The sequence below is a fragment of the Xanthomonas sp. NCPPB 2922 genome (genome assembly GCF_041520885.1).
Classification (GTDB): Bacteria; Pseudomonadota; Gammaproteobacteria; order Xanthomonadales; family Xanthomonadaceae; genus Xanthomonas; species Xanthomonas campestris.
The window spans coordinates 108,270-133,236 of record NZ_JBGOFY010000004.1; the positions used below are offsets into that span (position 1 = coordinate 108,270).

Sequence of the window (24,967 nt, forward strand, 5' to 3'; positions counted from 1 at the left end):
CAGCAGAAACAAGATGGTTGGCAAATGCAGTTACAACTCACGGCCCGCGGCTCAGGCCTCGACGGCGGCATAGCGTTCCGGTGCAGGGTGCACATGCCCGCACTGTGAGCAGGTGCGCAGCGCAAGCGAACGATAGAAATGATCGAACACCGGCGGGAAGTCGGTTTCGATATTTTCCAGCGGGAACATCGCTTCATACAATTTGTGGTTGCACTGCGGGCAATACCACTGCAGACCGTCCTGCTCATGCGGCAGGCGCTCACGCTCGATCACCAGGCCGATCGATCCGGCGGCGCGTTGCGGCGAATGCGGCACCTTGGGCGGGAGCAGAAAGATCTCGCCGGCACGGATCGGGATGTCGCGTGCGGTGCCGTCGTCCTGCACCTTCAGCACCATTTCGCCTTCGAGCTGGAAAAACCACTCCGGGCCTTCGTCATAGTGATAGTCGGTGCGCGCGTTCGGCCCGCCGACGATCATGATGATGAAGCCGTCCTGCTGGATGCACTTGTTGCCGACCGGCGGCTTGAGCAGGTGGCGGTGCTGCTCGACCCAGGCGTGCAGGTTGATCGGCGGGACCAGCATCGGCGTTCCTTGGCGAAGAAGACGCCCAGCATAGCCAACCGGCGGCACCGATGGGTGCCGCGCGGCCGGCTGCGCTCAGCGTTCGCTATGGTCGGCCTGGATCTGCGCCAGCGCCGCGTCGTAGCGCTCTTGCAGGATGTCCGCACGATCGACCGACATGCGCAGATCGTGCGCCCGCCCGTCGCGCAGGCTGTAGACCCAACCGTGCACGCGCAGGTCCTGGCCGCGGTCCCAGGCGTCGCGCACGATGGTGGTGCGGCAGACGTTGACTACCTGTTCCAGCACATTGAGCTCGCACAGGCGTGCGTGCTGCACCGACAGGTCGCCGGCCTGGTGCAGGCAGGCCTCGTGCTTGTCGGCCACATCGGTGACGTGGCGGATCCAGTTGTCCACCAGGCCCATGCGCTTCTGGGTCAGGCTGGCGAACACGCCGCCGCAGCCGTAATGGCCGACGACCAAAATGTGCTTGACCTTGAGGACGTCGACGGCGAACTGGATCACCGACAGGCAATTCAGATCGGTATGCACCACCACATTGGCGATGTTGCGGTGGACGAACACTTCGCCCGGCGCCATGTCGATGATCTGGTTGGCCGGAACGCGTGAATCCGAACAGCCGATCCACAGATATTCCGGGGATTGCTGGGTGGACAGCTTGGCAAAGAATTCCGGGTCTTCGCGATTGATGCGATCGGCCCAGGCGCGGTTGTTTTCAAGCAAATGGTTGAGCTCGTTCATGCGCGCAGTATTCCAGAACGTGGGGAAGGGAGCGTAGGTGCCACCGCAGTGGCGTAAAGCCGTGGTGCAGGAACGCCAAGCCGACGGCGCTGCTCAGTCATGGCTGCTGCGCGCCTGCAGTGCATCGCGCATCAGCGCGGCCACCGCCTGCGTCTCGGCAGAGGCCTGGGCGGCCAGCGCAGCGCTGACGGCACGCACATTGGCCACCGGGTGATTCTGACTGAGCTTGAAGGTGAGTTCGATGCGGCTGGGCACGAAGCGGAATGCCACCAACCCGCGCAGCTGGCGCCGATGGCTGTCGCGGTCCATCTCGAACAGCCAGTCGCTGCCGATGCTGTGTTCGAACTGCGCGCTCATGCGCCCGATCAAGTCGCCGACCGCCACCTCGTCCTCGACCACGCTGCACTGGCCATGCAGATGCGCCACCGCGTAGTTCCAGGTGGGTACGCGCGCGGCGGCTTCCTTGTCCGGATACCAGGTGGGCGACACATAGGCATGCGGGCCGTGCACGAGCATCACTGCATCGCCATGGTGGCGCGCCTGCGGATTGGGGCGGGCCCAATGCCCTTCGATGACGATCGCCTCCGCATCGCGCCGGTACAGCACCGGCAGATGCGAGATGACCGGTTGCCCGGTCTCGCCCGGCGTGATCAAGGTGACGAACGGGTCATGCGCGATCAGGCCGTCCAGCAACGCCAGATCGGTCTGTGCGAACGCGCGCGGTGCGTACATCTCAGGCGCGGCCGCCCATCGTCACCACCATGCGCTCGCGCAGGTCGGCATCGCTGTCGCCGCGCGGTGGCGACACCTCATGCAGCGAAAAACCGCGCATCAGCGCGTCTTCTTCGTCCAGCCCGTCCAGTGCCACGAATTCGGCATCGAACAAGGCCGCGCGTGCGGTGTCCTCGCTGTCGTAGGCCAGCGTCTTGCCATCGCTGTCCAATACTTCGGCAGTGCCGGCTTCCTTGATGCGCAGGCGCGCCCAGATCAGGGTGCGGCCGATGGTGGCCAGCCACCACTGATCGTGGCTGCCAGAGCTGTGCGCTGTGTCGATATCGATGATGCTCATGTCAGTACCTTGGAAAGCAGCCCGAGCAGGGCCGCCATGCCCAGGCCGAAAAAAATGGTCAGCAGCGAGAGCCAGGCGGGTGTGGCCAGACCGGACAGCGCACTGTCGCGGTAGCTGCGGTAGCGGCGCGCCAACAACCAGCGCCACGCGGTGGGGCTGATGAAGGCCGGGTCGCCGAAGCTGTCCAGCGCATCCGGGTGGCGGTCGCGCAGGTGCACCAGGGTGAGTGGCCAGAAGATCAGCAGGGCGGTCAGCCCGGCGACCGCAACACCCACGAAACACAGTGCGAAGAACAGGGTCATGTGTCCGCCATCAGCAAGGCCAGCTTGGGAAGGACTGCGCCAACCAGCAGCGCAGCAATGGTCCACCACAACGGGCGCACTGCGTGGCTGATCGCCTTGCGTGCGGGCCCGCTTTGCCACCATGCAGCGGAATCCACTTGCACGGCTAACCGCCGCGCCAGTCGTACGCCCCGCACGCCGGCAATGCCGGCTGCCAGCAATGCCAGCACGAAGGCCAGCACCTGCAGCGTGGAGGCGGCCAACAGGCTCACATCAGAACTCCGCGCTGCCCGGCGCGCGCGGGTAGGGGATCGCGTCGCGGATATTGCTCAAGCCGCACACGTAAACCACCAGGCGCTCGAACCCCAAGCCGAAGCCGGCATGCGGCACCGAGCCGTACCGGCGGAAATCGCGGTACCAGCTGTAGTGCTCCTTATCCAGGCCGAACTGCGCCATGCGCGCGTCGAGCACGTCCAGGCGTTCTTCGCGCTGGCTGCCGCCGATGATCTCGCCGATGCCCGGTGCCAGCACGTCCATCGCCGCGACAGTCTTGCCGTCGTCGTTCAGGCGCATGTAGAACGCCTTGATGTGCTCGGGATAGTTGGTCACCACCACCGGGCGGCCGATGTGTTCTTCGGTCAGCCAGCGCTCGTGCTCGGTCTGCAGGTCCAGGCCCCATTCGACCGGGAAGTCGAACTTCTTGCCCGCGTTCTGCAGCAGCTTTACCGCCTCGGTGTAGTCGATCTGCTCGAACGGCGCATTGATGAAGGCTTCCAGCTTGCCGATGGCGTTCTTGTCCACGCGCTCGGCCAGGAAGGCCAGATCGTCGCCACGTTCGTCCAGCACGGCGCGGAACAGGTGCTTGAGGAACTGTTCGGCCAGGCGCGCGTCTTCGGCCAGATCGGCAAAGGCGATTTCCGGCTCGATCATCCAGAACTCGGCCAGATGGCGGGTGGTGTGGCTGTTTTCGGCGCGGAAGGTCGGCCCGAAGGTGTAGACCTTGCTCAGTGCCAGGCAGTAGGCCTCCACGTTGAGCTGGCCGGACACGGTCAGGAAGGTTTCCTTGCCGAAGAAGTCGCGGCTGAAATCCACCTCGCCCTGCGCGGTGCGCGGCAGGTTCACCATGTCCAGCGTGGAGACGCGGAACATCTGCCCGGCGCCTTCGGCGTCGGAGGTGGTGATGATCGGCGTGCTGATCCAGTTGAAGCCGTTCTGGTGGAAGAAGCGGTGCACCGCCTGCGCCAGGCAGTTGCGGATACGCGTGACCGCGCCGAACAGGTTGGTGCGCGGACGCAGATGCGCCACTTCGCGCAGGAATTCCGGCGACATCGGCTTGGGCTGGATCGGGTAGGTCAGCGGGTCTTCGACCCAGCCGACGATCTCCACGCCGCTGGCCTGGATCTCGAACGATTGCCCCTTGCCTTGCGACTTCACCAGCACGCCCTTGGCGATCAGCGAACAGCCACTGGTCAGCCGCTTGATCTCGTCGAAATTGGGCAGCGTGTCGGTGGCCACGACCTGGATCGGCGCGAAGCAGGAGCCATCGGTGACGTTGATGAAGGCCAGTCCGGCAGACCCGCGCAGCGTGCGCACCCACCCGCGTACCGTAACTTCGCCGCCTTCCGGGATCTTCCCCGCAAGCGCATGTTCAACGCTGACCACCGTCATGACTATTCCTCGCCGTAGCGACCTTGGAGTGACCTACGAGTTTACTGGCTGCGACCGCGCCGGCGCGAGCACCTGAACAGGCGCAGGCGCGCCGCGCTTGTCTGCGGGCAACGCTGGCCCCATCTGGGCTGCATGCCGATCGCGCCGGTCGGCCTCTATACTTGCCGCTATTGTGTTGGAGTGCCCGTATGACCATCAGCCTCACCCCCGCCGCGCTGGAGCGCGTGCAGCGTTTCGTGCAGCAGACCCCGGGTGCGCTGGGGCTGCGCTTTGGCGTGACCAAGACCGGTTGCTCCGGCTGGGGCCACATCACCGACCTGGCGCGCGAAAAGCGTGACGACGACGCGGTATTCGAGCAGGGCGGGGTCAGCATCTTTGTCGACCCGACCAGCCTGCCGCTGGTGGACGGCACCTGCATCGACTTCGGCAAGCACGGCCTGAGCGAGACCTTCACCTTCAGCAACCCCAATGCCACGGCCGAGTGCGGCTGCGGGGAAAGCTTCACCACCGAAGCCGAGCACCGCTGAGCGCGATCTGAGCCACGCAGCGTTGGAGTGTTTTCCTTCTCCCATCGGGAGAAGGTGCCCCAAAGGGGCGGATGAGGGTACGGGCGAAGCCTCGCGTGGCTGAACGACACGAGTGGCTTTGCCCCGTACCCTCACCCCAACCCCTCTCCCGGCGGGAGAGGGGCTTGAGCAGTCGCCGCACTCGTTAGCTTGGCTGTTGGGATGGCCCGGTTGCGGCTAAGCGCTTGAACTGCCATACTTTCTGGCTTCCTGCCCGTTTGGGCTGGAAACCCTTGCTCCACCGGCCGCCTTGTGCGGGTTCCCGGGGAGCTGTCCGGCCCACGTGGCCACATCCGAAAGGTAAAACAACATGAGTCGTCATTACGAAGTCGTGTTCCTGGTCCATCCGGACCAGAGCGAGCAGGTCCCGGCCATGATCGAGCGCTACAAGTCGCTGATCGAGGGCGGTAACGGCACCATCCACCGTCTGGAAGACTGGGGCCGTCGTCAGCTGGCCTACCCGATCCAGAACCTGGTGAAGGCGCACTACGTGCTGCTCAACATCGAAGTCGACCAGGCCGTGCTGAGCGAGCTGGTGGAAAGCTTCCGCTTCAACGATGCGGTGCTGCGTCACCTGGTGATCAAGCGCGATGGCCCGGATACCGAGCAGTCGCTGATCATGAAGAGCAAGGACGAGAAGGGCGACAAGCCCGAGCGTAGCGAGCGTCGTCGTCGTGACGACGAGGAAGGCGATGCTGCACCTGCCGCCACCGATACCGACGGCGACAACGCCGAAGCCGCTTAAGGAGCGCTGTCATGTCCAAGTTCTTCCGTCGTCGCAAGTTCTGCAAGTTCACCGCCGAGGGCGTCAAAGAGATCGATTACAAGGATCTCAACACCCTGCGTCAGTACCTCACCGAGAACGGCAAGATCGTGCCGAGCCGCGTGACCGGTACCAAGTCCAAGTACCAGCGTCAGCTGGCAACGGCCGTCAAGCGCTCGCGTTTCCTGGCGCTGATCCCGTACACGGACAATCACGACGTCTGAGTAGTACTGCGTGGGAGCCCGCCAGTGGCGCGGCTCCTTCGCAAGGCCCACACGGTTTTTCTGTGTGAGTCGCTCACAAGAGCCCGCACGGTCTGATGTGAGTCCCTCACGAAAAGCCCGCACGGTCTGATGTGAGTCCTTCACAAAGGCCCGCACATCCATGTGCGGGTTGATAAATTGATAGAAGCCGGTAGTTCGAGTGTGCGGTGTTGGTCGGGGTTCTTACGATTCCCGATTCCCCAATCCCGATTCCCGGCTTCTCCTATTCGGACAGCACCCGTTGCGGCGGCCACAGGCCGGCGCTAACGAATAACGGAGCACCACCATGGATCTGATTCTTCTGCAGAAAGTGACCAACCTGGGCAACCTGGGCGACAAGGTCAGCGTCAAGCCGGGCTACGGCCGCAACTTCCTCGTGCCGCAGGGCAAGGCCGTGCCGGCCACCGCTGCGAACGTTGAAGCGTTCGAAACCAAGCGCGCCGAATACGAAGCCAAGGCCAACACCATCCTGGCCGATGCACAGAGCCGCGCCACCAAGTTCGAAGGCGCCAGCGTCACCATCGGCGCGCATGCGTCGACGGAAGGCAAGCTGTACGGTTCGGTCGGCCCGCGCGACATCGCCGAGGCGTTCACCGCCGCCGGCCTGCCGCTGGAAAAGAGCGAAGTGATCCTGGGCGAAGGCGCATTCCGCAATGTCGGCGAGTACGACGTTGTGCTGCACCTGCACGCCGATGTGGAAACCACCGTCAAGGTCATCGTCGAATCCGACGCCTGATTGCGATACGTGTCTGCATCAAGAAGGGCGCCTCACGGCGCCCTTTTTTTATGGGCGGAAAATAGGCAGCGCAAGGCGGTGACGGGCGCTGGTTGCATCAACGGTGCGATCAGGCTTGTCTGCTGACGCGTTGAACAGGCCAGGTGCAGGCGGACCTGTCTGATTCGCGGCCAAACCGGCGTGACGCTTGACCTTGCCGCGTTGCGTGTTGCGCCAACGGTGCGATCAGGCTTGTCTGCTGACGCGTCGAACAGACCAGGCGCAGGCGCACCTTTCTGATTCGCGACCAAACCGGTGCGACGCCTGTGCTTGCCGCGTGGCGTGCTGCGTTGCAGGCTCGGCGTTCCTTGCAGGATTCGAGGCGCAATGCATGCGGTCGCATCGATACGCTGTCTCCGGAACGCGGCCGCGCGGTGGTCGGCCATCGGCACGGCTTGGCCGCTCGGTTCTCGATGCGCGCTCGCCGTTCTACCGGTTCGAAACGTTCGACGTTGAGGACGGACACGGCGGCCGCTGGCGCATGCGCATCGGCATTCCGCGGACCCGGCCGCCGCGGCGCGGATTCCCGGCGTTGTGGATGCTGGACGGTAACCGGGCGCTGGCGCAGTTCGATCACGCATGGCTGCAGGGCCTGGCCGCTGCGCGGACCCCGTGGGTACTGGTGTTCGTTGGGCCCGACAACGACCTGCTGGTGGATCTGCCCAGGCGTGCGCATGACTACACGTTCCAGACAGCGGACCATCGGTTCCTTGCCGCGCCCAAGGCGCCACCCGGGCCGGTGGGCGGCGGCGCCGACGCGCTGCTGGAGGTGTTGACGGGGCAGGCCATGCCCGCGCTGGCGCGGCGCGTGCCGCTGGACCGTGAGCGGCACGCGCTCTGGGGGCATTCGTTGGCCGGGCTGTTCGTGCTGCACGCGCTCTACTCAGGGCGTGGGCCGTTCACCGAATACGCGGCCGCGAGCCCATCGCTGTGGTGGTCACAGGGAGCGTTGCTGGGCGATCCGGAGCAACAGTTTCAGCCGTGAGGGGCCGGCGCGCGCCATGCGCCTGTGGCTGTTTCTCGGCGGTGCCGAACGGGCAGGGCACATCGATCCGCATGCCCGGCAGGATCCACACCGTGCCGCCTTGTTGGAGGCCACTGCCGGCGCGCCCGCAGATGCCGCTGCACGCCTGGCCGAGCGCCTGGCAACGGTGCCGCGGTTGGCGGTGCGCTACCAGGAATTTCCCGCAGTGCACCATGCGTCAGTGTTCCGCGCCGCACTGCGGGCCGCGCTGCAACACCTTGCGGGCCTGCCGGTGCGTGGCCGCCGGCCGCGCCGGTCCTGAACCGCGCCGGCCGCCATGGCCTGCGCGGCGGCCATGCCCGCCGTGCCTGCCCGGCTATACTCGCCATCAATCGTTCGCTTCGTGTACTGCCGCCGGCGCCTTGCCAGCCAGGGGCGAAGCCCTCGCAAACCCGTCCCGACGGCGCCTGTTGCGCCGTTGACCGAGATCCCTAGCGTCCATGCGTCTTTCCACGATCAAGCTGTCCGGTTTCAAGTCGTTCGTCGACCCGACCACGTTGCACCTGCCCACCAACATGACCGGCATCGTCGGCCCCAATGGCTGCGGCAAGTCCAACATCATCGATGCGGTGCGCTGGGTGATGGGCGAAAGCTCGGCCAGCCGCCTGCGCGGCGACTCGCTGACCGACGTGATCTTCTCCGGCTCCTCGGCGCGCAAGCCGGTGTCGCAGGCGACGGTGGAGCTGATCTTCGATAACTCCGATCACACCATCACCGGCGAGTTCGCCTCGTTCAACGAGATCTCGGTCAAGCGCCTGGTCAGCCGCGACGGCAACAGCGCCTATTACCTCAACGGCACCAAGTGCCGGCGTCGCGACATCACCGACCTGTTCCTGGGCACCGGCCTGGGGCCGCGCAGCTACTCGATCATCGAGCAAGGCATGATCAGCCAGATCATCGAGGCGCGCCCGGAAGATCTGCGTGTCTACCTGGAAGAAGCCGCCGGCATTTCCAAGTACAAGGAACGCCGCAAGGAAACCGAAACGCGCATCCGCCATACGCGCGAAAACCTCGATCGCCTGGGTGACCTGCGCGAGGAAATCACCAAGCAGCTGGCGCATCTGCAGCGCCAGGCGCGGCAGGCCGAGCAGTATCAGGCCCTGCAGGAAGAGCGACGCATCAAGGATGCGGAGTGGAAGGCGCTGGAATACCGCGGCCTGGATGGCCAGCTGCAAGGCCTGCGCGAAAAGTTGAATCAGGAAGAAACCCGCCTGCAGCAGCTGATCGCCGAGCAGCGCGATGCCGAAGCGCGCATCGAAACCGGCCGAGTGCGTCGCGAGGAAGCCGCCGAAGCGGTGGCCAAGGCGCAGGCCGATGTCTACCAGGTCGGTGGCGCACTGGCGCGTATCGAGCAGCAGATCCAGCATCAGCGCGAACTCTCGCATCGCCTGCACAAGGCGCGTGACGAAGCGCAGAGCCAGCTGCAGGAGCTCACCCAGCACATCAGCGGCGACTCCGCCAAGCTGGCGGTGTTGCGCGAGGCGGTGGCCGATGCCGAACCGCAGCTGGAGCAATTGCGCGAAGACCACGAATTCCGCCAGGACGCACTGCGGGAGGCCGAAGCCCGCCTGGCCGACTGGCAGCAGCGCTGGGAAACCCATAACCGCGACACCGGCGAAGCCTCGCGCGCCGGCGAAGTGGAGCGCACCCGCGTCGATTATCTGGACCGGCAATCGCTGGAAGCCGACCGTCGCCGCGAGGCGCTGGTAAACGAACGCGCCGGGCTGGATCTGGATGCGTTGGCCGAAGCGTTCGAACAGATCGAACTGCGGCATGAAACGCAAAAGGCCTCGCTGGACGGGCTGACCGAGCAGGTCGAAGCGCGCAAGCACGCGCTGGGTGGCTTGCAGGAACAGCAACGCGCCAGCCAGGGCGAACTGGCCGAAGTCCGCAAGCAGGCGCAGGCCGCACGTGGCCGGCTGTCGTCATTGGAAACCTTGCAGCAGGCTGCGCTGGGTCAGGAACAGGGCGCGGCGGTGGCCTGGCTCAAGGCGCGCGGGCTGGATTCGGCCGCGCGCGTGGGCGAGCGCATCAGCGTGGAAAGCGGCTGGGAGAACGCGGTGGAAGGCGCGTTGGGCCAGTTGATCGAAGGCGTGCTGGTGGAGGCGCCGGAGCAATTGGTCGATGCGCTGGGCGAGTTGGGCGACGGGCGCATCGCGCTGGTGTCGTCGGCCACCGACAACGTGCAGTTCGCGCCGACCTCGCTTGCCGCCAAGGTGCAGGGGCCGATTGCGATCCGCCGCTTGCTGGCGCGCCTGCATGCCGCCGAAGACCTGGATGCCGCGCGCAGCCTGCAGCGCAACCTGCCGGACGGCGATTCGGTAATCACCCGCAGCGGCGAACGGCTGGGCGAGGGCTGGGTGCGCGTGTCGCGCTCCGGCGCGGCCAAGCAGGGCGCGTTGCTGCGCGAGCGCGAGATCCAGGAGCTGCGCTCACAGATCGACACGCTGCAGGAGCGTGAGGGCGACCTGGAAGAACAACTGGCCAGCTTCCGCGAGCAACTGCTGGCCGCCGAACAACAGCGCGAAGACGCGCAGCGCCAGCTGTACATGGCGCACCGCAGCGTGTCCGAACTGGCCGGCCAGCTGCAGAGCCAGCAGGGCAAGGTGGACGCGGCGCGCACGCGCATCGAGCGCATCGAAAACGAGTTGTCGCAGTTGCTGGAAACGCTGGATACCAGCCGCGAACAGGCCCGCGAGGCCCGCGCGAAACTCGAAGACGCGGTCACCCTGATGGGCGATCTGCAGGGCACGCGTCAGGCGCTGGAAGACGAACGCCGCCATCTCACCGATGCACGCGACCAAGCGCGCGATGCCGCGCGTGGCGTACGCGATGCGATGCATGCCTTGGCACTCACGCTGGAATCCCAGCGCACCCAGATCACCTCGCTGAGCCAGACCCTGGAGCGCATGGATAGCCAGCGCGGTCAACTCGACACGCGCCTGGAAGATCTGGTGGCGCAGTTGAGCGAAGGCGATTCGCCGGTTGAAACGCTTGAACACGAACATCAGGCCACCTTGAGCGAGCGCGTGCGCACCGAGCGCGTGCTCGGCGAGGCGCGCACCATGCTGGACAGCATCGACGGCGAACTGCGCAGCTTTGAACAGACCCGCCAGCAGCGCGACGAGCAGGCCCTGGCGCAACGCGAGCGCATCTCCCAGCGCAAGCTCGACCAGCAGGCGCTGGTGCTCAACGCCGAACAACTCGCCGCCGCGGTGGTCAAGGCCGGCTTCGTGCTCGAAGACGTGGTCAATGGGTTGGACGAGGCCGCCAAACCGGCCGAGTGGGAAGCGGCGGTGGGGCAGATCGATGCCCGCATGCGCCGGCTGGAGCCGGTCAACCTGGCCGCGATCCAGGAATACGGCGAAGCCGCGCAGCGGTCCGAATATCTGGACGCGCAGAACGTGGACCTGACGACCGCACTGGAAACGCTCGAAGAAGCGATCCGCAAGATCGATCGCGAAACCCGTGGCCGCTTCAAGGACACTTTCGACCGCGTCAACTCGGGTGTGCAGGCCTTGTATCCGCGCTTGTTCGGCGGTGGCCACGCGTATCTGGAGCTCACCGGCGAAGATCTGCTCGACACCGGCGTGACCATCATGGCGCGCCCGCCGGGCAAGCGCGTGTCGAGCATTTCGCTGCTGTCCGGTGGCGAAAAGGCGATGACCGCGGTGGCGCTGGTATTTGCGATCTTCCAGCTCAACCCGGCGCCGTTCTGCCTGCTCGACGAGGTGGACGCGCCGCTGGATGAGGCCAACGTCGGCCGCCTGGCCAACATGGTCAAGGAGATGAGCGAGAAGGTGCAGTTCCTGTTCGTCAGCCACAACAAGGCGACCATGGAAGCGGCGCGTCAGCTCTCCGGCGTGACCATGCGCGAACCCGGCGTCAGTCGCCTGGTGAGCGTGGACCTGGAAGAGGCCGCACGTTTGGCGGGCGCGGCATGACGTGCCATGCTTGCTGGAATGATTACACCTGTCACTCTTGCGCGGAGGCACGCTGAATGTCCGACATGGCCATGATCCGGATCGGGATCCTGATCGCTGGACTGCTGCTGGTCGCGGCCATCTTCCTGTTTGGCCGCCCGAAAAAATCGCCGCAGGGGCGACGGGTGGACAAGGACGACACCCAGCCGCGCGAACGCCGTGAGCCGGTGATTTCCAGCGGCGTGGACGCGGACGGCACGCCCTTCGAGCGCAGCGACACCGGCGCCGAACAGAGCGAACTGGAACTCGATGACCAGGACGGTGCTGGCGGCAACGATGTCGGCAAGCGCCCGAATCAGGATTTCGACAAGATCGTGTCGCTGTTCGTGGCGGCCAAGGCCGGCCAGGTGCTGCGTGGCGAAGACGTGGTGGTTGCCGCGGAAAAGACCGGCCTGGTGTTTGGCCACATGAATGTCTTTCACCGTTTGGTGGAAGGGCATCCCGAGCGCGGCCCGATCTTCAGCATGGCCAGCATTCTCAAGCCGGGCAGCTTCGACATGGCCAACATCCGCGAGATGCAGACGCCGGCGATCGCCTTCTTCCTGACCTTGCCGGCACCGATGACCGCGCTCGATGCCTGGGAAAAGATGTTGCCCACCGTGCAACGCATGGCCGAACTGCTCGACGGCGTGGTGCTGGACGACAGCCGCAACGCCTTGGGTCGCCAGCGCGTTGCGCATATCCGCGACGAACTGCGTGCTTACGACCGCCAGCATCAGGCTCCGCCGCTGACCAAGTCGCCGCGCTGGTGATTCCCCTCTCCCGCAGGAGAGGGAATCAAAGTCCCTCTCCTGCGGGAGAGGGTTGGGGTGAGGGGACGGGGCGAAGCCCTGGCGCGGCTGGGCGGCACGAGGCTTTGCTCGCACCCTCATCCGCCCCTTCGGGGCACCTTCTCCCGAGGGGAGAAGGGATTGCCACTCAGTGCTTAGTGCTCAACGCTTCGCTTTAGCAAACGCCTCGCGAAAACGCAGCATTTCTGCCTCCGTGCCGACGCTTATGCGCACGCGCTTGGGCCAGATCGGCCAGCTGCGGCCGACGATGACGCCCTGCTTCTGCATCGAGTCGGCGAACACCTTGCCGTCGCGCTTGACGTCGACCATGAAGCAATTGGCCTGCGAAGGCAGACAGGTGTAGCCCTTGGATTTCAGCCAGGCGATGGTGTCGTCGCGGACGCGGGCGTTGTCGGCGCGGCGGCTGGGCACCAGCATCGGATCGCGCAGGCTGGCGATGCCCGCGGCCATCGCCGGGACGGGCAGGGGGTTGCCACCCAGGCTGGCCAGCTTGGTCAGCAGGCCCGGGGGCGCCAGCGCAGCACCGAGCCGCATGCCGGCCATGCCGTAGAGCTTGGAGAACGTGCGCAACACGATCAGGTCCTGGCGCTGGCGCACCAGATCGGCCACCGACGGCTCGGTGCTGTAGTGGATGTAGGCTTCGTCCACCACCAGCACGGCGCTGGCGGGTTTGTTGGCGAGCAGCCATTCGATCTCCGCGCGCGGGGTGATCGAGCCGGTCGGGTTGTTGGGGTTGCACAGATAGATCAGCCCGGCGCTCGGGTCGGCCTTGGCCATGGCCTTGACGTCATGCGCGCCGTCGGCACGCAGCGGCACCTTGCGGACCGGCACGCCTTGCGCGGCGGCCAGGTCTGCCAGCGCTTCGAAGGTCGGGTCGGCCATGACCAGGCCGGCGCGCGGTGACGTGAACAAGGTGCCGGCGCGATTGAGCGGGTCGCTGGAGCCGGGAAAGAACGCAAGGTGATCGTGCGGCAGCTGCAGTTCGCCGGCCATCAGGTTGCGCAGGTCTTGTTCCATTTCGAACAGATAGCGGCCCGAGCGCGCCAGCGAGCGGCTCGCCGCATCCAGTGCAGCCGGCGACAGGCCGGTGGGATGCTCGTTGAAGTTGAGGTACACCGTGCCGGCCGCAAGCGCCACGCTCGGCGCCGCGGGTGCGGCGGCGCGCTTGCGGGCCGCCTCTGCCGCAGGCGTCAGCCCCAGGGCGGACACCGCCAGGCCGGACGTGGCAAGGCTGAGGAAGGAACGGCGCGAGACGGGCAACGACACGGGTGAGCTCCGGAGGGGTTGGGCGAAGAGGGCGCAACGCTAGCGGTTTTGCGACCGTCTGCCTATCGGGAATCACGCTGCCGCGTCCGCTTCCGACGGACGGTGCTCCGCAGCGGTCTGCCTGCACCACGTCCGGCACCGGCGGCGGCCGTTAGAATGGGCGGCCCAGCATCCTTTCTGCGATCGCATGACTGCCAGCCCGGATCCCGCACAGCGCATCGATGCCCTGCGTCAGCGCATCGAAGACGCCAACTACCGCTACCACGTGCTCGACGAGCCGCAGATCGCCGATGTCGAGTACGACCGGCTGCTGCGCGAGCTGGAGACACTGGAAGCGGCGCATCCGGAGCTGGCCACTGCCGATTCGCCGACCCAGCGCGTGGGCTATCTGGCCGCTTCGCGGTTTGCCGAAGTGCGGCATGCGTTGCCAATGTTGTCGCTGGGCAATGCCTTCAGCGACGAGGAAGTGGCCGAGTTCGTGCGCCGCATCAGCGAACGGCTGGAGCGCAAGCAGCCGGTGTTTTGCGCCGAACCCAAGCTCGACGGCCTGGCGATCAGCCTGCGCTACGAACAGGGCGAATTCGTGCAGGGCGCCACCCGCGGCGATGGCGCCACCGGCGAGGATGTGAGCGCCAATCTGCGCACCGTCAAGGCCATTCCGCTGCGCTTGCGTGGCACGGGCTGGCCCGAGGTGCTGGAGGTGCGTGGCGAGGTTTACATGCCGCGTGCCGCGTTCGAGGCCTATAACGCGCAGATGCGCCTGCAGGGCGGCAAGGTGCTGGCTAATCCGCGCAATGGTGCGGCCGGTTCGTTGCGCCAGCTCGATGCACGCATCACCGCGCAACGGCCGTTGAGTTTTTTTGCCTACGGCGTGGGCGAGGTCGCGGAAGGTGCGTTGCCGCCCACCCACTCGGCGATGCTGGCCCAACTGCGCGAATGGGGATTCCCGGTCAGCCAGCTGGTAGAGGTGGTGCAGGGCAGCGAGGGCTTGCTGACCTACTACCGACGCATCGGTGAAGCACGCGACGGCCTGCCATTCGATATCGATGGCGTGGTGTACAAGCTGGACGATCTGGCTGGCCAGCGCGAGATGGGCTTTGTGTCGCGCGCACCGCGCTGGGCGCTGGCGCACAAGTTCCCGGCCCAGGAGCAATCCACCACGGTGGAGGCGATCGAAATCCAGATCGGCCGCACCGGTGCGGCAACGCCGGTGGCGCGCTTGAAACCGGTGCACGTGGCCGGTGTGGTGGTGACCAACGCGACCTTGCACAACGCCGACCAGATCGCGCGCCTGGATGTGCGCGTGGGCGACACGGTGATCGTGCGGCGCGCCGGCGATGTGATTCCGGAGGTGGCCGGTGTGGTCGCCGAGCAGCGGCCTGCCGGCACCCACGCTTGGCAGATGCCGACCCAATGCCCGGTGTGCGGCTCGGAGATCGTGCGCGAAGAAGGCCAGGCGGTGTGGCGTTGTTCCGGCGAGCTCACGTGCCCGGCGCAGCGCAAGGAAGCCTTCCGCCATTTTGTGTCGCGCCGCGCGATGGACGTGGACGGGCTGGGCGAAAAGTTCATTGAAGTGCTGGTCGACAGTGGCGTGGTGCAGGGTGTGGCCGACCTGTATCTGCTCAACGTCGACCAGCTGCTGCAGCTGCGTTTGATCAGCACCGCCGACAGCCCGCATGCGTTCTTGCGTGAAGCACGCGAGCACCTGGTTGCCGGTGCGTATGCGCAGGTCGAGCAGACCATGGTCGGCATCGGTGTGGATCTTGCCGGCGTGCAGCCGGCGCCGCAGACCTGGCAGGCCGATCTGTTGCGCGCGGGCTTGCCGGCGTTCGACTGGAATCGCAAGAAAATCGCCACCAAGTGGGCCGAAAACCTGATCGAGGCGATCGAGACCTCGCGCGACACCACGCTGGAGCGCTTCCTGTTTGCGCTGGGCATCGAGCACGTCGGCGAGAGCACCGCCAAGGCGTTGTCGGCGTGGTTTGGCGAACTGGAGGTGATCCGCCATCTGCCCTGGCCGCTGTTCAAGCGCGTGCCGGACATCGGCGGTGAAGTGGCGCGCTCGCTCGGGCATTTCTTCGATCAGGCCGGCAACCAGCAGGCGATCGATGACCTGCTGCAGCGTGGCGTGCGCATCGGCGATGCGCATCCGCCTTCGCCCAAGCTGCGCGGCGCGCTGAGTTTTGCGGTGCTGCTCGAAGACCTGGATATTCCCAAGGTCACCCCGGTGCGTGCGCAGCAACTGGCCGCTGCAACCGCCTCCTTCGATGCGTTGATCGCCTCCGAGGCCGACCCGTTGCTGCAAGCCGGTGTGCCGGCGCCGGTGATCGCCTCGCTGCAGCAGTGGCTGGCGCGCCCGGAAAATGCGGCACTGGCAACGGCCGCGCAACGCGCCATGGACGCGTTGCTGGCGCAATTGCCGCAGGCCGATGCGGTGCAGGCCGGGCCGCTGGACGGCCAGACCGTGGTCATCACCGGCACGCTGGCCGCGCTGACGCGCGATGCCGCCAAGCAGCGCCTGGAATCGCTGGGCGCCAAGGTGGCCGGTAGCGTCTCCAAGAAAACCGCGTTCCTGGTGGCGGGCGAAGAAGCCGGCTCCAAGCTGGACAAGGCGCAGAGCCTGGGCGTGGAGATCTGGGATGAAGCGCGGCTGCTGGCATTCCTGAGTGAGCACGGTCAAGCGATATGAGCACGCTGTTCGACGAACTGCCGGTGGATCTGGAGGCGCTGCGCCTGCGCGCGCGCCTGAATGCCCTGATTCGCGGCTTTTTCGCCGAGCGCGCCGTGCTGGAAGTGGAAACCCCGGTGCTCTCGGTGGCAGGCAATACCGAGCCAAACATCGAGAGTTTCAGCACCCGCTTCAGTGGCCATGTTGATGCGGGTGCGCCCACGCGCTGGCTTCGGACCTCGCCTGAGTATCCGCTCAAGCGGTTGCTCGCCGCCGGCGTCGGCGATTGCTATGAGCTGGGGCGGGTGTTTCGCAATGGCGAAGCCGGTGGCCGCCACAATCCCGAGTTCAGCATGCTCGAGTGGTACCGGGTGGGCTGGGATCATCGCGCGCTGGCGAATGAAACCGTCGCGTTGATCGAACAGGCCTTGGCGCTGGTCGGGCGCAGCGCGTCGGTCAACGTGCTCACCTATCGCGAACTGTTTCTGCACCACCTGGGAATTGACGCCTTGCTGGCGCCGCTGGACGTATTGCGCGCGCCGCTGGCCGGTGTGGCGATCGCTGCCGATGGGCTGACCCGCGACGATTGGCTGGATCTGCTGATGACCCACCACATCCAGCCAGCTTTTGCGCGCGACACGCTGACCGTGGTGCACGACTGGCCGGCCAGCCAATGCGCGCTCGCACGCATTCGCAACGACACCCCGCCGGTGGCCGAACGCTTCGAGCTGTACCTGGGCGCGTATGAAGTGGCCAACGGTTATCACGAATTGAACGACGCGCACGAACAACGCATGCGCTTCGAACGCGACAACCAGCGGCGTGCGGCGCGTGGCCTGCCACCGTTGCCGTTGGATGAGCGCCTGCTGCAGGCATTGCCGCAGCTGCCCGATTGTGCGGGCGTGGCGGTCGGCGTGGACCGCCTGTTGATGGCCATGCGTGGCACCACGCAGATTGCCGATGTGCTGGCATTTGCGTTCGCACACGCCTGAGCCGCCACCGCACTGTCATCGGCGTCGTATTGCTTTCTTCACATCGATGGTGCTCTCATCATCACGTCCACGGGGGCGCGGCGTTGGTCGTTTCGGGTGAGGATTTTCAGCATGAAGTGGCTGATCGGCTTATGCGGTTTGTGGGGCTTGCCGCTGCTGATGCTGGCCGATGTGCAGGCGGCGGAGCGTGGCTCCGGCGTGGTGCGTTGCGAATCCAAGGACATGGCGCGCGTGCATTGCGACATGGACACCGAACACGGCGTGCAACTGGTGCGCCAACTGTCCGAGACCAGCTGCATCCGCGGCAGCGAGTGGGATATCGAACGCGATGGCGTGTGGGTGGAGCAGGGCTGCCGTGCGGAATTCGCCTCGGCCCGCGTGCTGGCCGCTCCGCAGATGCGCCGTGTGGTGCGCTGCGATTCCAATGGCAGCAAGGTGGCGTGCCCGGTGATCCTGCGCGGCGCGCCGGTGCGGCTGTTGCGCCAACGCTCGGTGTGGCCGTGCAAGGAAGGCCGTAGCTGGGGCACCCGCCGCAATGAAATCTGGGTCTCGCGTGGGTGCGATGGCGAATTCGAAGTGGGCGCCGAGGATGGCTCCGGCTTCGTCGACATGCCGCGCACCCTTACCTGCGAGTCCAAGAGCCGCTCGCGCCGCATGTGCGGGGTGTCGGTGGAGCGCAGCGTGCGCCTGCGCAAGCAGATCTCCGGCTCGCCGTGCGTGGAAGGGCAGACCTGGGGCTGGAGCCGCGATGGCGTGTGGGTCAACGACGGCTGCCGGGCCGAGTTCATCGTCGACTGACGGGCCCGTCCACTGACTGCCCGGCGCACGCGCCTTACAATGGCGGCATGAACGACAGCGCCCATATCGATTACGCCCGCTACGACCACATCCGTCCGCTGCTGTGGACCGGTGATGCCCTGGAATTGCTCGACCAGCGCAAGCTGCCCTTCGTGGTGGAGCACGTGCGTTGCGACAGTAGCGATGCGGTGGCCGAGGCCATCCATTCGCTGGCCGTGCGCGGCGCGCCTGCGATCGGCATTGCCGCCGGCTGGGGCGTGGTGCTGGCAGCGCGCGAGATCGCCGCCGACAGCGGCAGCGAGGCACTGCAGAAGCTGGAACCGGCGCTGTTGCGGCTCAATGCCGCGCGCCCGACCGCGGTCAACCTGGCCTGGGCGCTGATGCGCATGCGGCGCGTGCTCGCCGCCGCAGGGCCGGACTGGCCCGATGTGCTGGCCCGCGAGGCGCAGGCCATCGCCGACGAGGACCTGGCCGCCAACCGCCATATGGGCGCGCTCGGCGCCGCCCTGATCGCACCCGGCAGCGGTGTGCTGACCCACTGCAATACCGGTTCGCTGGCCACCGCCGGCTTCGGCACCGCGCTGGGTGTGATCCGTGCCGGCATGGCGCAGCAGCGCATCAGCAAGGTGTTCGCCGGCGAGACCCGGCCCTGGCTGCAGGGCGCGCGGCTGACGGTGTGGGAACTGCAGCAGGATGGCATCGACGCCACCCTGATCGCCGATTCGGCCGCCTCGCACCTGATGAAATCCGGCCTGGTGCAGTGGGTGATCGTCGGCGCCGACCGCATCTGCGCCAATGGCGATACTGCCAACAAGATCGGCACCTACCAGCTGGCGATCGCCGCCCGCCACCACGGCGTCAAGTTCATGGTGGTGGCGCCGTCGTCCACGGTGGACATGGCCACCGCCGATGGCGACCAGATCGAGATCGAACAGCGCGATCCGGGCGAATTGTTCGGCGTGGGCGGCGTACGCACCGTGGCCGACGGCATCCATGCCTGGAATCCGGTGTTCGACGTCACCCCGGGCCATCTGATCGATGCCATCGTCACCGAACGTGGCGTCATCGCGCAGCCGAACCTGGCGCGCATGCAGGCCGCCTTCGGCAACTGAGCCAGCACACGGGCGCGGGGCCGGCAAGTGCCCCGCAAAGTCCTGCAAGTGCTTGTTTCTGGCTGGTAAACCGGCGGCATTGGTTGCCCCTTCATGCTACAATCCGGCGCTTGAATCGATCGGCGGGAGCGTGGGGTCGGCAGCCTGTCTCTGAGGCGCCCCCGACGCGGCTTTCCGGCTCGCCCGCCACCTCACTTACGGAACCCGAATGGCAGAAACCGCCAAGGAAATCATCCAGGTCAACCTGGAAGACGAGATGCGCAAGAGCTACCTCGATTACGCGATGAGCGTGATCGTGGGGCGCGCACTCCCCGATGCGCGCGACGGCCTCAAACCCGTGCATCGCCGTGTGCTGTTCGCGATGAACGAGTTGGGCGCGCACAGCAACAAGGCCTACTTCAAGTCGGCGCGTATCGTCGGCGACGTCATCGGTAAGTACCACCCGCACGGCGACCAGTCGGTGTACGACACGCTGGTGCGCATGGCGCAGCCGTTCTCGCTGCGCTACCTAATGGTGGACGGCCAGGGTAACTTCGGTTCGGTCGACGGCGACTCCGCCGCGGCGATGCGTTACACCGAGTCGCGCATGTCGCGGCTGGCGCATGAGCTGATGGCCGACATCGAGAAGGAAACCGTCGATTTCCAGCCCAATTACGATGAAAAGGAACTCGAGCCGACGGTCATGCCGACCCGGTTCCCGAGCCTGCTCGTCAACGGGTCGGCCGGTATCGCGGTGGGCATGGCCACCAATATCCCGCCGCACAATCTGACCGAAGCGATCAACGCGTGCATCGCGCTGATCGACACGCCGGAGCTGGATATCGAAGGGTTGATGGAGTACATCCCGGGCCCGGATTTCCCCACTGCCGGCATCATCAACGGCACCGCCGGCATTGCCGCCGGCTACCGCACCGGCCGTGGCCGGGTGCGCATCCGTGCCAAGGCCGACGTGGAAGTGGCCGACAACGGCCGCGAAGCGATCGTGGTCACCGAGATTCCGTACCAGGTCAACAAGGCACGGCTGATCGAAAAGATCGCCGAGCTGGTGAAGGAAAAGAAGCTCGAAGGCATCAGCGAGCTGCGCGATGAGTCCGACAAGGACGGCATGCGCATCTACATCGAAATCAAGCGCGGCGAGTCGGCCGAGGTTGTGCTCAACAACCTGTACCAGCAGACCCAGATGGAGTCGGTATTCGGCATCAACATGGTGGCGCTGGTCGATGGCCGCCCGCAGTTGATGAACCTCAAGCAGATGCTGGAGGCGTTCATCCGCCACCGGCGCGAGGTGGTCACCCGCCGCACCATCTTCGAACTGCGCAAGGCACGCGCACGTGCGCATGTGCTGGAAGGTCTGACCGTCGCGTTGGCCAACATCGACGAGATGATTGAGCTGATCAAGACCTCGGCCAATCCGCAGGAAGCGCGCGAGCGCATGCTGGCCAAGACCTGGGAACCGGGCCTGGTGGGCGCGCTGCTCGGCGCTGCCGGTGCCGAGGCGTCCAAGCCGGAAGATCTGGCGCCGGGCGTGGGCCTGTCCAACGGCTTCTACCAGCTCAGCGAAGTGCAGGCCTCGCAGATTCTGGAAATGCGTCTGCATCGCCTGACCGGGTTGGAGCAGGAAAAGCTCACCGACGAATACAAGCAGTTGCTCGAAGTCATCCAGGGCCTGATCCGCATCCTGGAAAATCCCGACGTGCTGTTGCAGGTGATTCGCGACGAGCTGATCAACATCCGCGAAGAGTATGGCGATGCGCGCCGCACCGAGATCCGTCACAGCGAAGAAGACCTGGACATCCTGGATCTGATCGCGCCGGAAGACGTAGTGGTGACGCTGTCGCACGCGGGCTATGCCAAGCGCCAACCGGTGAGCGCGTATCGCGCGCAGCGCCGCGGTGGCCGTGGCCGTTCGGCGGCGTCGACCAAGGAAGAAGATTTCATCGATCAGCTGTGGCTGGTCAACACGCACGACACGCTGTTGACCTTCACCAGCAGCGGCAAGGTGTTCTGGCTGCCGGTGCATCAGTTGCCGGAGGCCGGCTCCAATGCACGCGGTCGCCCGATCATCAACTGGATTCCGCTGGAATCGGGCGAGCGCGTGCAGGCGGTGCTGCCGGTGCGCGAATACGCCGACAACCGTTACGTGTTCTTCGCCACCCGCAACGGCACGGTCAAAAAGACCCCGCTGAGCGAGTTCGCGTTCCGTCTGGCGCGCGGCAAGATCGCCATCAATCTCGATGAAGGCGATGCGCTGGTGGGTGTGGCGCTGACCGATGGCGACCGCGATGTACTGCTGTTTGCTTCCAACGGCAAGACCGTGCGCTTTGGCGAGTCGACCGTGCGCTCGATGGGCCGCACCGCCACCGGCGTGCGCGGTATCCGTCTGGCCAAGGGCGAGGAGGTAGTCAGCCTGATCGTTTCCGAGCGTGCCGGCGGGGTGGAAGACGAGGTCGAGGACGAGAGTGCCGAGGAGGTCGTGGAGACCACCGACGGCGCCGAGCCGGCAGTGATCGATGTGGCCGACAACGGTGATGTGGCCTACATCCTCACCGCCACCGAGAACGGGTATGGCAAGCGCACGCCGCTGGCCGAATACCCGCGCAAGGGACGCGGCACGCAAGGCGTGATCGGTATCCAGACCACCGAGCGCAACGGCAAGTTGGTGCGTGCGGTGCTGCTGGGTTCCACCGATGAAGTGCTGCTGATTTCCGATGGTGGCACCTTGGTGCGCACGCGTGGTTCGGAGATTTCGCGCGTGGGCCGCAACACCCAGGGCGTGACGCTGATTCGGCTGTCCAAGGGCGAGAAACTGCAGGCCGTCGAACGCCTGGATGCCTCGCTGGAAGAGCCCGAGGATGTGGTGGACGAGGCGGTTGCAATCACCAGCGATGCGCCGCCTGCCGAGGGCTGATCGCGCGGTGCGATGTGCACAGTCATGAAAAACGCCGGCGCATTGCCGGCGTTCTTTTTGCGGTATTTGGCTGTAACGCATTGTTGACAGAACGTGTCAGCAAAGAACGCAGGTCTTTCACAAAAACGGGTCGAAGGTAGTTCGTGGTGCGGCAACGTTGCGTTGGCCGCAGATGCAAAGAGGAACTACTGATGTCGACATTGCTTCGTCCCTCCCGTCGCGGCCATTGGGCCCTGGCGATTCTGGGAGGTGTGATTGTGCTGCTGGGGCTGGTGCTGCTGGCAGGTGGTGCGTGGCTCGCCACGCTGGGCGGATCCTGGTATTACGCACCGGCAGGCCTGGCGATGCTGATCGCTGGCGTGTTGCTGTTCCGCGGCCGCAATGCCGGCGCGTGGTGGTTTGCCGTCGTCGTGGCCGCCACGCTGCTGTGGACGTGGTGGGAATCGGGCAGTGATTACTGGCGCTGGGTGCCGCGGCTCGGGTTGATCGTGGGCCTGGCGTTTGTGCTGGCGCTGCTGTTGCCCAAGCTCGAGCGCCCGGTGTCGCGCGCCGTCTCGCGCAGCGTGGCTGGCGGACTGGCAGTGGTGTTTGTGGTGGCCTTTGCGTTGGCCTTCGTGCCGTTCGGAATCACCGAGGCCGAGGGTGCATTGACGCAGGTGGCAGGCATGGCCGCAGGTGTAGTCAATCGCCCCGCCGATGGCGCGCAGCCGGCACAGCCCGCCAATGCGCCGGCCGATGACGACTGGGCCGCATATGGACGCAGCCAGGCTGGGCAGCGCTATTCGCCGCTGACGCAGATCAATCGCGACAATGTCAGCCAGCTGCAGCAGGCGTGGGTGTTCCATACCGGCGATGTGCCGACCAAGCGCTGGGGCGCCGAAACCACGCCGTTGAAAGTCGGCGACAGCCTGTATCTGTGTAGCGCGCGCAATCAGGTGATCGCGCTGGACGCCTCCACCGGCAAGCAGCGTTGGCGCTACGACCCCAAGGTCAAGGACGAGGCCATTCCGTATACCGCGGCCTGCCGCGGGGTGTCGTATTACGAAGTGCCTACGGCAGCACCGGCCGCGAATGACGCAGCCGCGGCGCAGGCGGCGACGGCGCCTGCGCTGTGCCGTACGCGCGTGATCGAAGGCACGCTGGATGGGCGCCTGATCGCATTGGATGCGCGCACCGGGACGCCATGCGCGGACTTCGGCACGAACGGCCAGGTCGACATCACCGTCGGCATGGGCGAGACGCCACCGGGCTACATCTCGATCAACTCGCCGCCGGCCATCGTGCGCGGCGTGGTGGTCACCGGGCATCAGGTCCTTGACGGGCAGAAGCGTTACGAGCCCTCGGGCGTGATCCAGGGCTTTGACGCGGTCACCGGCCAGTTGCGCTGGGCCTGGGACATGACCCATCCCGAATGGAATGGTGCACCGCCGCCTGGCCAGACCTGGACGCGCGGCACCCCCAACATGTGGACCACCGCAGCGGCCGACGAACAGCTGGGTTACGTGTATCTGCCGATGGGCAATTCCACCGCGGACTACTGGAGCAGCTCGCGCACGCCGACGGAAAACCGCTACGCCACCTCGCTGGTAGCGCTGGATGTGACCACCGGCAAGCCGGTGTGGAATTTCCAGACCACGCATATCGACGCATGGGATTACGACCTCGGCTCGCAGCCGAGCCTGATCGATTTCCCCAAGGATGGCGTCAACGTGCCGGCCGTGTTGCTGCCAAGCAAGCAGGGCGAGTTGTACGTGCTGGACCGCCGCACCGGCGAGCCGCTGGTTGGCGTGGAAGAGCGCGCCGTGCCCGGCGGTGGTGTGGAGCCGCAGATGCGCTCCAAGACCCAGCCGTTCTCGCTGTACCACACGCTGCGCAAGCCGGATCTGACCGAGCGCGACATGTGGGGCATGACCCCGATCGATCAGCTGGTGTGCCGTATCCAGTTCCGCAAGGCGAGCTACAAGGGCATCTACACGCCGCCCGAAGCCGACCGCCATTCCATCGAATATCCCGGCTATAACGGCGGCTCGGACTGGGGCAGCGTGGCGGTGGATCCGCACCGTGGCGTGATCGTGGCCAACTATAACGACATGCCCAACTACAACATCCTGGTGCCGCGCGCCAAGGCGGACAAGCTGGGCTGGGCTCCGCGCGATCAGGTGCGTGGCGATGCCGGTGGTGCCGAAGGCGCCGGCGACCCGCAGGCCGGCACGCCCTACGCGGTAAACGTCAACGCCGGCTGGCGGTTGCCGTTCACCAAGCTGCTGTGCAAGCAGCCCCCCTATGGCGGCATTCGCGCCATCGATCTGAAGAGCGGCAAGACCCTGTGGGACCGTCCCTTTGGCAGTTCGCGCGGCAACGGGCCGTTCGGGATTCGCTCCGGCCTGCCGATCGAAATCGGCACGCCGAACAACGGTGGCTCGGTGGTCACCGCGGGCGGTCTGATCTTCATTGCCGCCGCAACCGATGACCTGATCCGTGCGATCGACCTGGCCACCGGCAAGGAGCTGTGGCACGCCAAGCTGCCGGCCGGTGGCCAGGCCAACCCGATGGTCTACGCCTACGGCGGCCGCGAGTATCTGGTGATCATGGCGGCCGGTCACCACTTCATGGAAACCCCGGCAGGCGATGCCCTGGTGGCCTACGCGTTGCCGCAGCGGTAAGCGGCAACGCGGTTGGTTGGATCTGTAAATCAGAAACGCGCCGCTTGCGGCGCGTTT

Annotated in this window: 22 protein-coding genes; 14 read left to right on the forward strand and 8 right to left on the reverse strand. The window is 65.9% G+C overall.

Translation table 11 applies throughout. The annotated features are described in order from the left end of the window. Positions 1-51: 51 nt before the first annotated feature. The 7 genes from ACD584_RS07140 to asnS all read right to left on the reverse strand — a co-directional run bounded on the left by ACD584_RS07140 (position 52) and on the right by asnS (position 4,338). Complete coding sequence (locus ACD584_RS07140; RefSeq protein ID WP_042598817.1) at positions 52-582, reverse strand: 3-hydroxyanthranilate 3,4-dioxygenase; 531 nt, start codon at positions 580-582, stop codon at positions 52-54. Between the two features lie 75 nt (positions 583-657). After that, positions 658-1,320: a carbonate dehydratase gene (gene can, locus ACD584_RS07145; protein ID WP_011036740.1), complete on the reverse strand. Its 663-nt coding sequence runs from the start codon at positions 1,318-1,320 to the stop codon at positions 658-660. Positions 1,321-1,413: 93 nt separating this feature from the next. After that, positions 1,414-2,052, reverse strand: coding sequence for an FMN-binding negative transcriptional regulator (locus ACD584_RS07150; protein WP_076035978.1), 639 nt, complete (start codon positions 2,050-2,052; stop codon positions 1,414-1,416). Position 2,053: 1 nt separating this feature from the next. Next, on the reverse strand, positions 2,054-2,389 hold the full coding sequence (locus ACD584_RS07155; protein ID WP_076035977.1) for a hypothetical protein: 336 nt from the start codon (positions 2,387-2,389) through the stop codon (positions 2,054-2,056). Further along, the gene (locus tag ACD584_RS07160) at positions 2,386-2,691 is read right to left on the reverse strand and encodes a hypothetical protein (RefSeq protein ID WP_040941484.1); all 306 of its coding nucleotides are present in this window, start codon (positions 2,689-2,691) and stop codon (positions 2,386-2,388) included. Before ACD584_RS07160 ends, ACD584_RS07155 begins: the two co-directional genes overlap by 4 nt. After that, positions 2,688-2,942 (reverse strand): hypothetical protein, encoded by a 255-nt coding sequence (locus tag ACD584_RS07165; RefSeq protein ID WP_175611508.1) that lies wholly within the window; start codon positions 2,940-2,942, stop codon positions 2,688-2,690. Before ACD584_RS07165 ends, ACD584_RS07160 begins: the two co-directional genes overlap by 4 nt. A 1-nt stretch (position 2,943) precedes the next feature. Beyond that, on the reverse strand, positions 2,944-4,338 hold the full coding sequence (gene asnS / locus ACD584_RS07170; protein ID WP_070692896.1) for an asparagine--tRNA ligase: 1,395 nt from the start codon (positions 4,336-4,338) through the stop codon (positions 2,944-2,946). Positions 4,339-4,526: 188 nt separating this feature from the next. Here asnS and ACD584_RS07175 point away from each other — a divergent pair, with 188 nt between their 5' ends. The 8 genes from ACD584_RS07175 (at position 4,527) to zipA (ending at position 12,464) form a co-directional block, all read left to right on the forward strand. After that, a complete protein-coding gene (locus ACD584_RS07175) occupies positions 4,527-4,865 on the forward strand; it encodes an iron-sulfur cluster assembly accessory protein (protein ID WP_014507399.1) in 339 nt (112 codons plus the stop codon). 349 nt (positions 4,866-5,214) lie between these two features. Next, positions 5,215-5,649, forward strand: a complete 435-nt coding sequence (gene rpsF, locus ACD584_RS07180; RefSeq protein WP_011036747.1) for a 30S ribosomal protein S6 — start codon at positions 5,215-5,217, stop codon at positions 5,647-5,649. A gap of 11 nt (positions 5,650-5,660) precedes the next feature. Continuing rightward, positions 5,661-5,891 carry a 30S ribosomal protein S18 gene (gene rpsR, locus ACD584_RS07185; protein WP_005991243.1) on the forward strand — a complete coding sequence of 77 codons (231 nt, stop codon included), beginning with the start codon at positions 5,661-5,663 and terminating at the stop codon, positions 5,889-5,891. Positions 5,892-6,216: 325 nt separating this feature from the next. Then, a complete protein-coding gene (rplI, locus tag ACD584_RS07190; RefSeq protein WP_005991240.1) occupies positions 6,217-6,666 on the forward strand; it encodes a 50S ribosomal protein L9 in 450 nt (149 codons plus the stop codon). Between the two features lie 370 nt (positions 6,667-7,036). Beyond that, positions 7,037-7,690: an alpha/beta hydrolase gene (locus ACD584_RS07195; protein ID WP_228437991.1), complete on the forward strand. Its 654-nt coding sequence runs from the start codon at positions 7,037-7,039 to the stop codon at positions 7,688-7,690. A gap of 16 nt (positions 7,691-7,706) precedes the next feature. Further along, complete coding sequence (locus ACD584_RS07200) at positions 7,707-7,991, forward strand: hypothetical protein (protein ID WP_228437992.1); 285 nt, start codon at positions 7,707-7,709, stop codon at positions 7,989-7,991. Positions 7,992-8,169: 178 nt separating this feature from the next. After that, entirely contained in the window at positions 8,170-11,673 is a 3,504-nt protein-coding gene (smc, locus tag ACD584_RS07205) for a chromosome segregation protein SMC (protein WP_076035976.1), read from the forward strand. 56 nt (positions 11,674-11,729) lie between these two features. After that, positions 11,730-12,464 (forward strand): cell division protein ZipA, encoded by a 735-nt coding sequence (zipA, locus tag ACD584_RS07210; RefSeq protein ID WP_070692902.1) that lies wholly within the window; start codon positions 11,730-11,732, stop codon positions 12,462-12,464. A 180-nt stretch (positions 12,465-12,644) separates the two neighbouring features. On the opposite strand, the gene ACD584_RS07215 is transcribed toward zipA, so the two are convergent. After that, positions 12,645-13,769: a pyridoxal phosphate-dependent aminotransferase gene (locus tag ACD584_RS07215; RefSeq protein WP_070692904.1), complete on the reverse strand. Its 1,125-nt coding sequence runs from the start codon at positions 13,767-13,769 to the stop codon at positions 12,645-12,647. A gap of 187 nt (positions 13,770-13,956) precedes the next feature. Here ACD584_RS07215 and ligA point away from each other — a divergent pair, with 187 nt between their 5' ends. The 6 genes from ligA to ACD584_RS07245 all read left to right on the forward strand — a co-directional run bounded on the left by ligA (position 13,957) and on the right by ACD584_RS07245 (position 24,910). Further along, on the forward strand, positions 13,957-16,458 hold the full coding sequence (ligA, locus tag ACD584_RS07220; protein ID WP_076035975.1) for an NAD-dependent DNA ligase LigA: 2,502 nt from the start codon (positions 13,957-13,959) through the stop codon (positions 16,456-16,458). After that, positions 16,455-17,429, forward strand: a complete 975-nt coding sequence (gene epmA, locus ACD584_RS07225; RefSeq protein WP_070692906.1) for an EF-P lysine aminoacylase EpmA — start codon at positions 16,455-16,457, stop codon at positions 17,427-17,429. The genes ligA and epmA overlap by 4 nt, the downstream gene beginning before the upstream one ends. 111 nt (positions 17,430-17,540) lie before the next feature. Next, positions 17,541-18,227: a DUF3011 domain-containing protein gene (locus ACD584_RS07230; protein WP_014507405.1), complete on the forward strand. Its 687-nt coding sequence runs from the start codon at positions 17,541-17,543 to the stop codon at positions 18,225-18,227. A 47-nt stretch (positions 18,228-18,274) separates the two neighbouring features. Further along, positions 18,275-19,339 carry an S-methyl-5-thioribose-1-phosphate isomerase gene (gene mtnA / locus ACD584_RS07235; protein WP_076035974.1) on the forward strand — a complete coding sequence of 355 codons (1,065 nt, stop codon included), beginning with the start codon at positions 18,275-18,277 and terminating at the stop codon, positions 19,337-19,339. A 208-nt stretch (positions 19,340-19,547) separates the two neighbouring features. Next, a complete protein-coding gene (gene gyrA, locus ACD584_RS07240; RefSeq protein ID WP_011036756.1) occupies positions 19,548-22,247 on the forward strand; it encodes a DNA gyrase subunit A in 2,700 nt (899 codons plus the stop codon). A 191-nt stretch (positions 22,248-22,438) separates the two neighbouring features. Continuing rightward, positions 22,439-24,910, forward strand: coding sequence for a glucose/quinate/shikimate family membrane-bound PQQ-dependent dehydrogenase (locus ACD584_RS07245; RefSeq protein WP_076035973.1), 2,472 nt, complete (start codon positions 22,439-22,441; stop codon positions 24,908-24,910). Positions 24,911-24,967: the final 57 nt, after the last annotated feature.

Excerpts from the sequence above, each read along its gene's own strand:
- ACD584_RS07140 (WP_042598817.1), bottom strand. The coding sequence starts at position 582 with ATGCTGGTCCCGCCGATCAACCTGCACGCCTGGGTCGAGCAGCACCGC.
- can (WP_011036740.1), bottom strand. The coding sequence starts at position 1,320 with ATGAACGAGCTCAACCATTTGCTTGAAAACAACCGCGCCTGGGCCGAT.
- ACD584_RS07150 (WP_076035978.1), bottom strand. The coding sequence starts at position 2,052 with ATGTACGCACCGCGCGCGTTCGCACAGACCGATCTGGCGTTGCTGGAC.
- ACD584_RS07155 (WP_076035977.1), bottom strand. The coding sequence starts at position 2,389 with ATGAGCATCATCGATATCGACACAGCGCACAGCTCTGGCAGCCACGAT.
- ACD584_RS07160 (WP_040941484.1), bottom strand. The coding sequence starts at position 2,691 with ATGACCCTGTTCTTCGCACTGTGTTTCGTGGGTGTTGCGGTCGCCGGG.
- asnS (WP_070692896.1), bottom strand. The coding sequence starts at position 4,338 with ATGACGGTGGTCAGCGTTGAACATGCGCTTGCGGGGAAGATCCCGGAA.
- ACD584_RS07175 (WP_014507399.1), top strand. The coding sequence starts at position 4,527 with ATGACCATCAGCCTCACCCCCGCCGCGCTGGAGCGCGTGCAGCGTTTC.
- rpsF (WP_011036747.1), top strand. The coding sequence starts at position 5,215 with ATGAGTCGTCATTACGAAGTCGTGTTCCTGGTCCATCCGGACCAGAGC.
- rpsR (WP_005991243.1), top strand. The coding sequence starts at position 5,661 with ATGTCCAAGTTCTTCCGTCGTCGCAAGTTCTGCAAGTTCACCGCCGAG.
- rplI (WP_005991240.1), top strand. The coding sequence starts at position 6,217 with ATGGATCTGATTCTTCTGCAGAAAGTGACCAACCTGGGCAACCTGGGC.
- ACD584_RS07195 (WP_228437991.1), top strand. The coding sequence starts at position 7,037 with ATGCGGTCGCATCGATACGCTGTCTCCGGAACGCGGCCGCGCGGTGGT.
- ACD584_RS07200 (WP_228437992.1), top strand. The coding sequence starts at position 7,707 with ATGCGCCTGTGGCTGTTTCTCGGCGGTGCCGAACGGGCAGGGCACATC.
- smc (WP_076035976.1), top strand. The coding sequence starts at position 8,170 with ATGCGTCTTTCCACGATCAAGCTGTCCGGTTTCAAGTCGTTCGTCGAC.
- zipA (WP_070692902.1), top strand. The coding sequence starts at position 11,730 with ATGTCCGACATGGCCATGATCCGGATCGGGATCCTGATCGCTGGACTG.
- ligA (WP_076035975.1), top strand. The coding sequence starts at position 13,957 with ATGACTGCCAGCCCGGATCCCGCACAGCGCATCGATGCCCTGCGTCAG.
- epmA (WP_070692906.1), top strand. The coding sequence starts at position 16,455 with ATGAGCACGCTGTTCGACGAACTGCCGGTGGATCTGGAGGCGCTGCGC.
- ACD584_RS07230 (WP_014507405.1), top strand. The coding sequence starts at position 17,541 with ATGAAGTGGCTGATCGGCTTATGCGGTTTGTGGGGCTTGCCGCTGCTG.
- mtnA (WP_076035974.1), top strand. The coding sequence starts at position 18,275 with ATGAACGACAGCGCCCATATCGATTACGCCCGCTACGACCACATCCGT.
- gyrA (WP_011036756.1), top strand. The coding sequence starts at position 19,548 with ATGGCAGAAACCGCCAAGGAAATCATCCAGGTCAACCTGGAAGACGAG.
- ACD584_RS07245 (WP_076035973.1), top strand. The coding sequence starts at position 22,439 with ATGTCGACATTGCTTCGTCCCTCCCGTCGCGGCCATTGGGCCCTGGCG.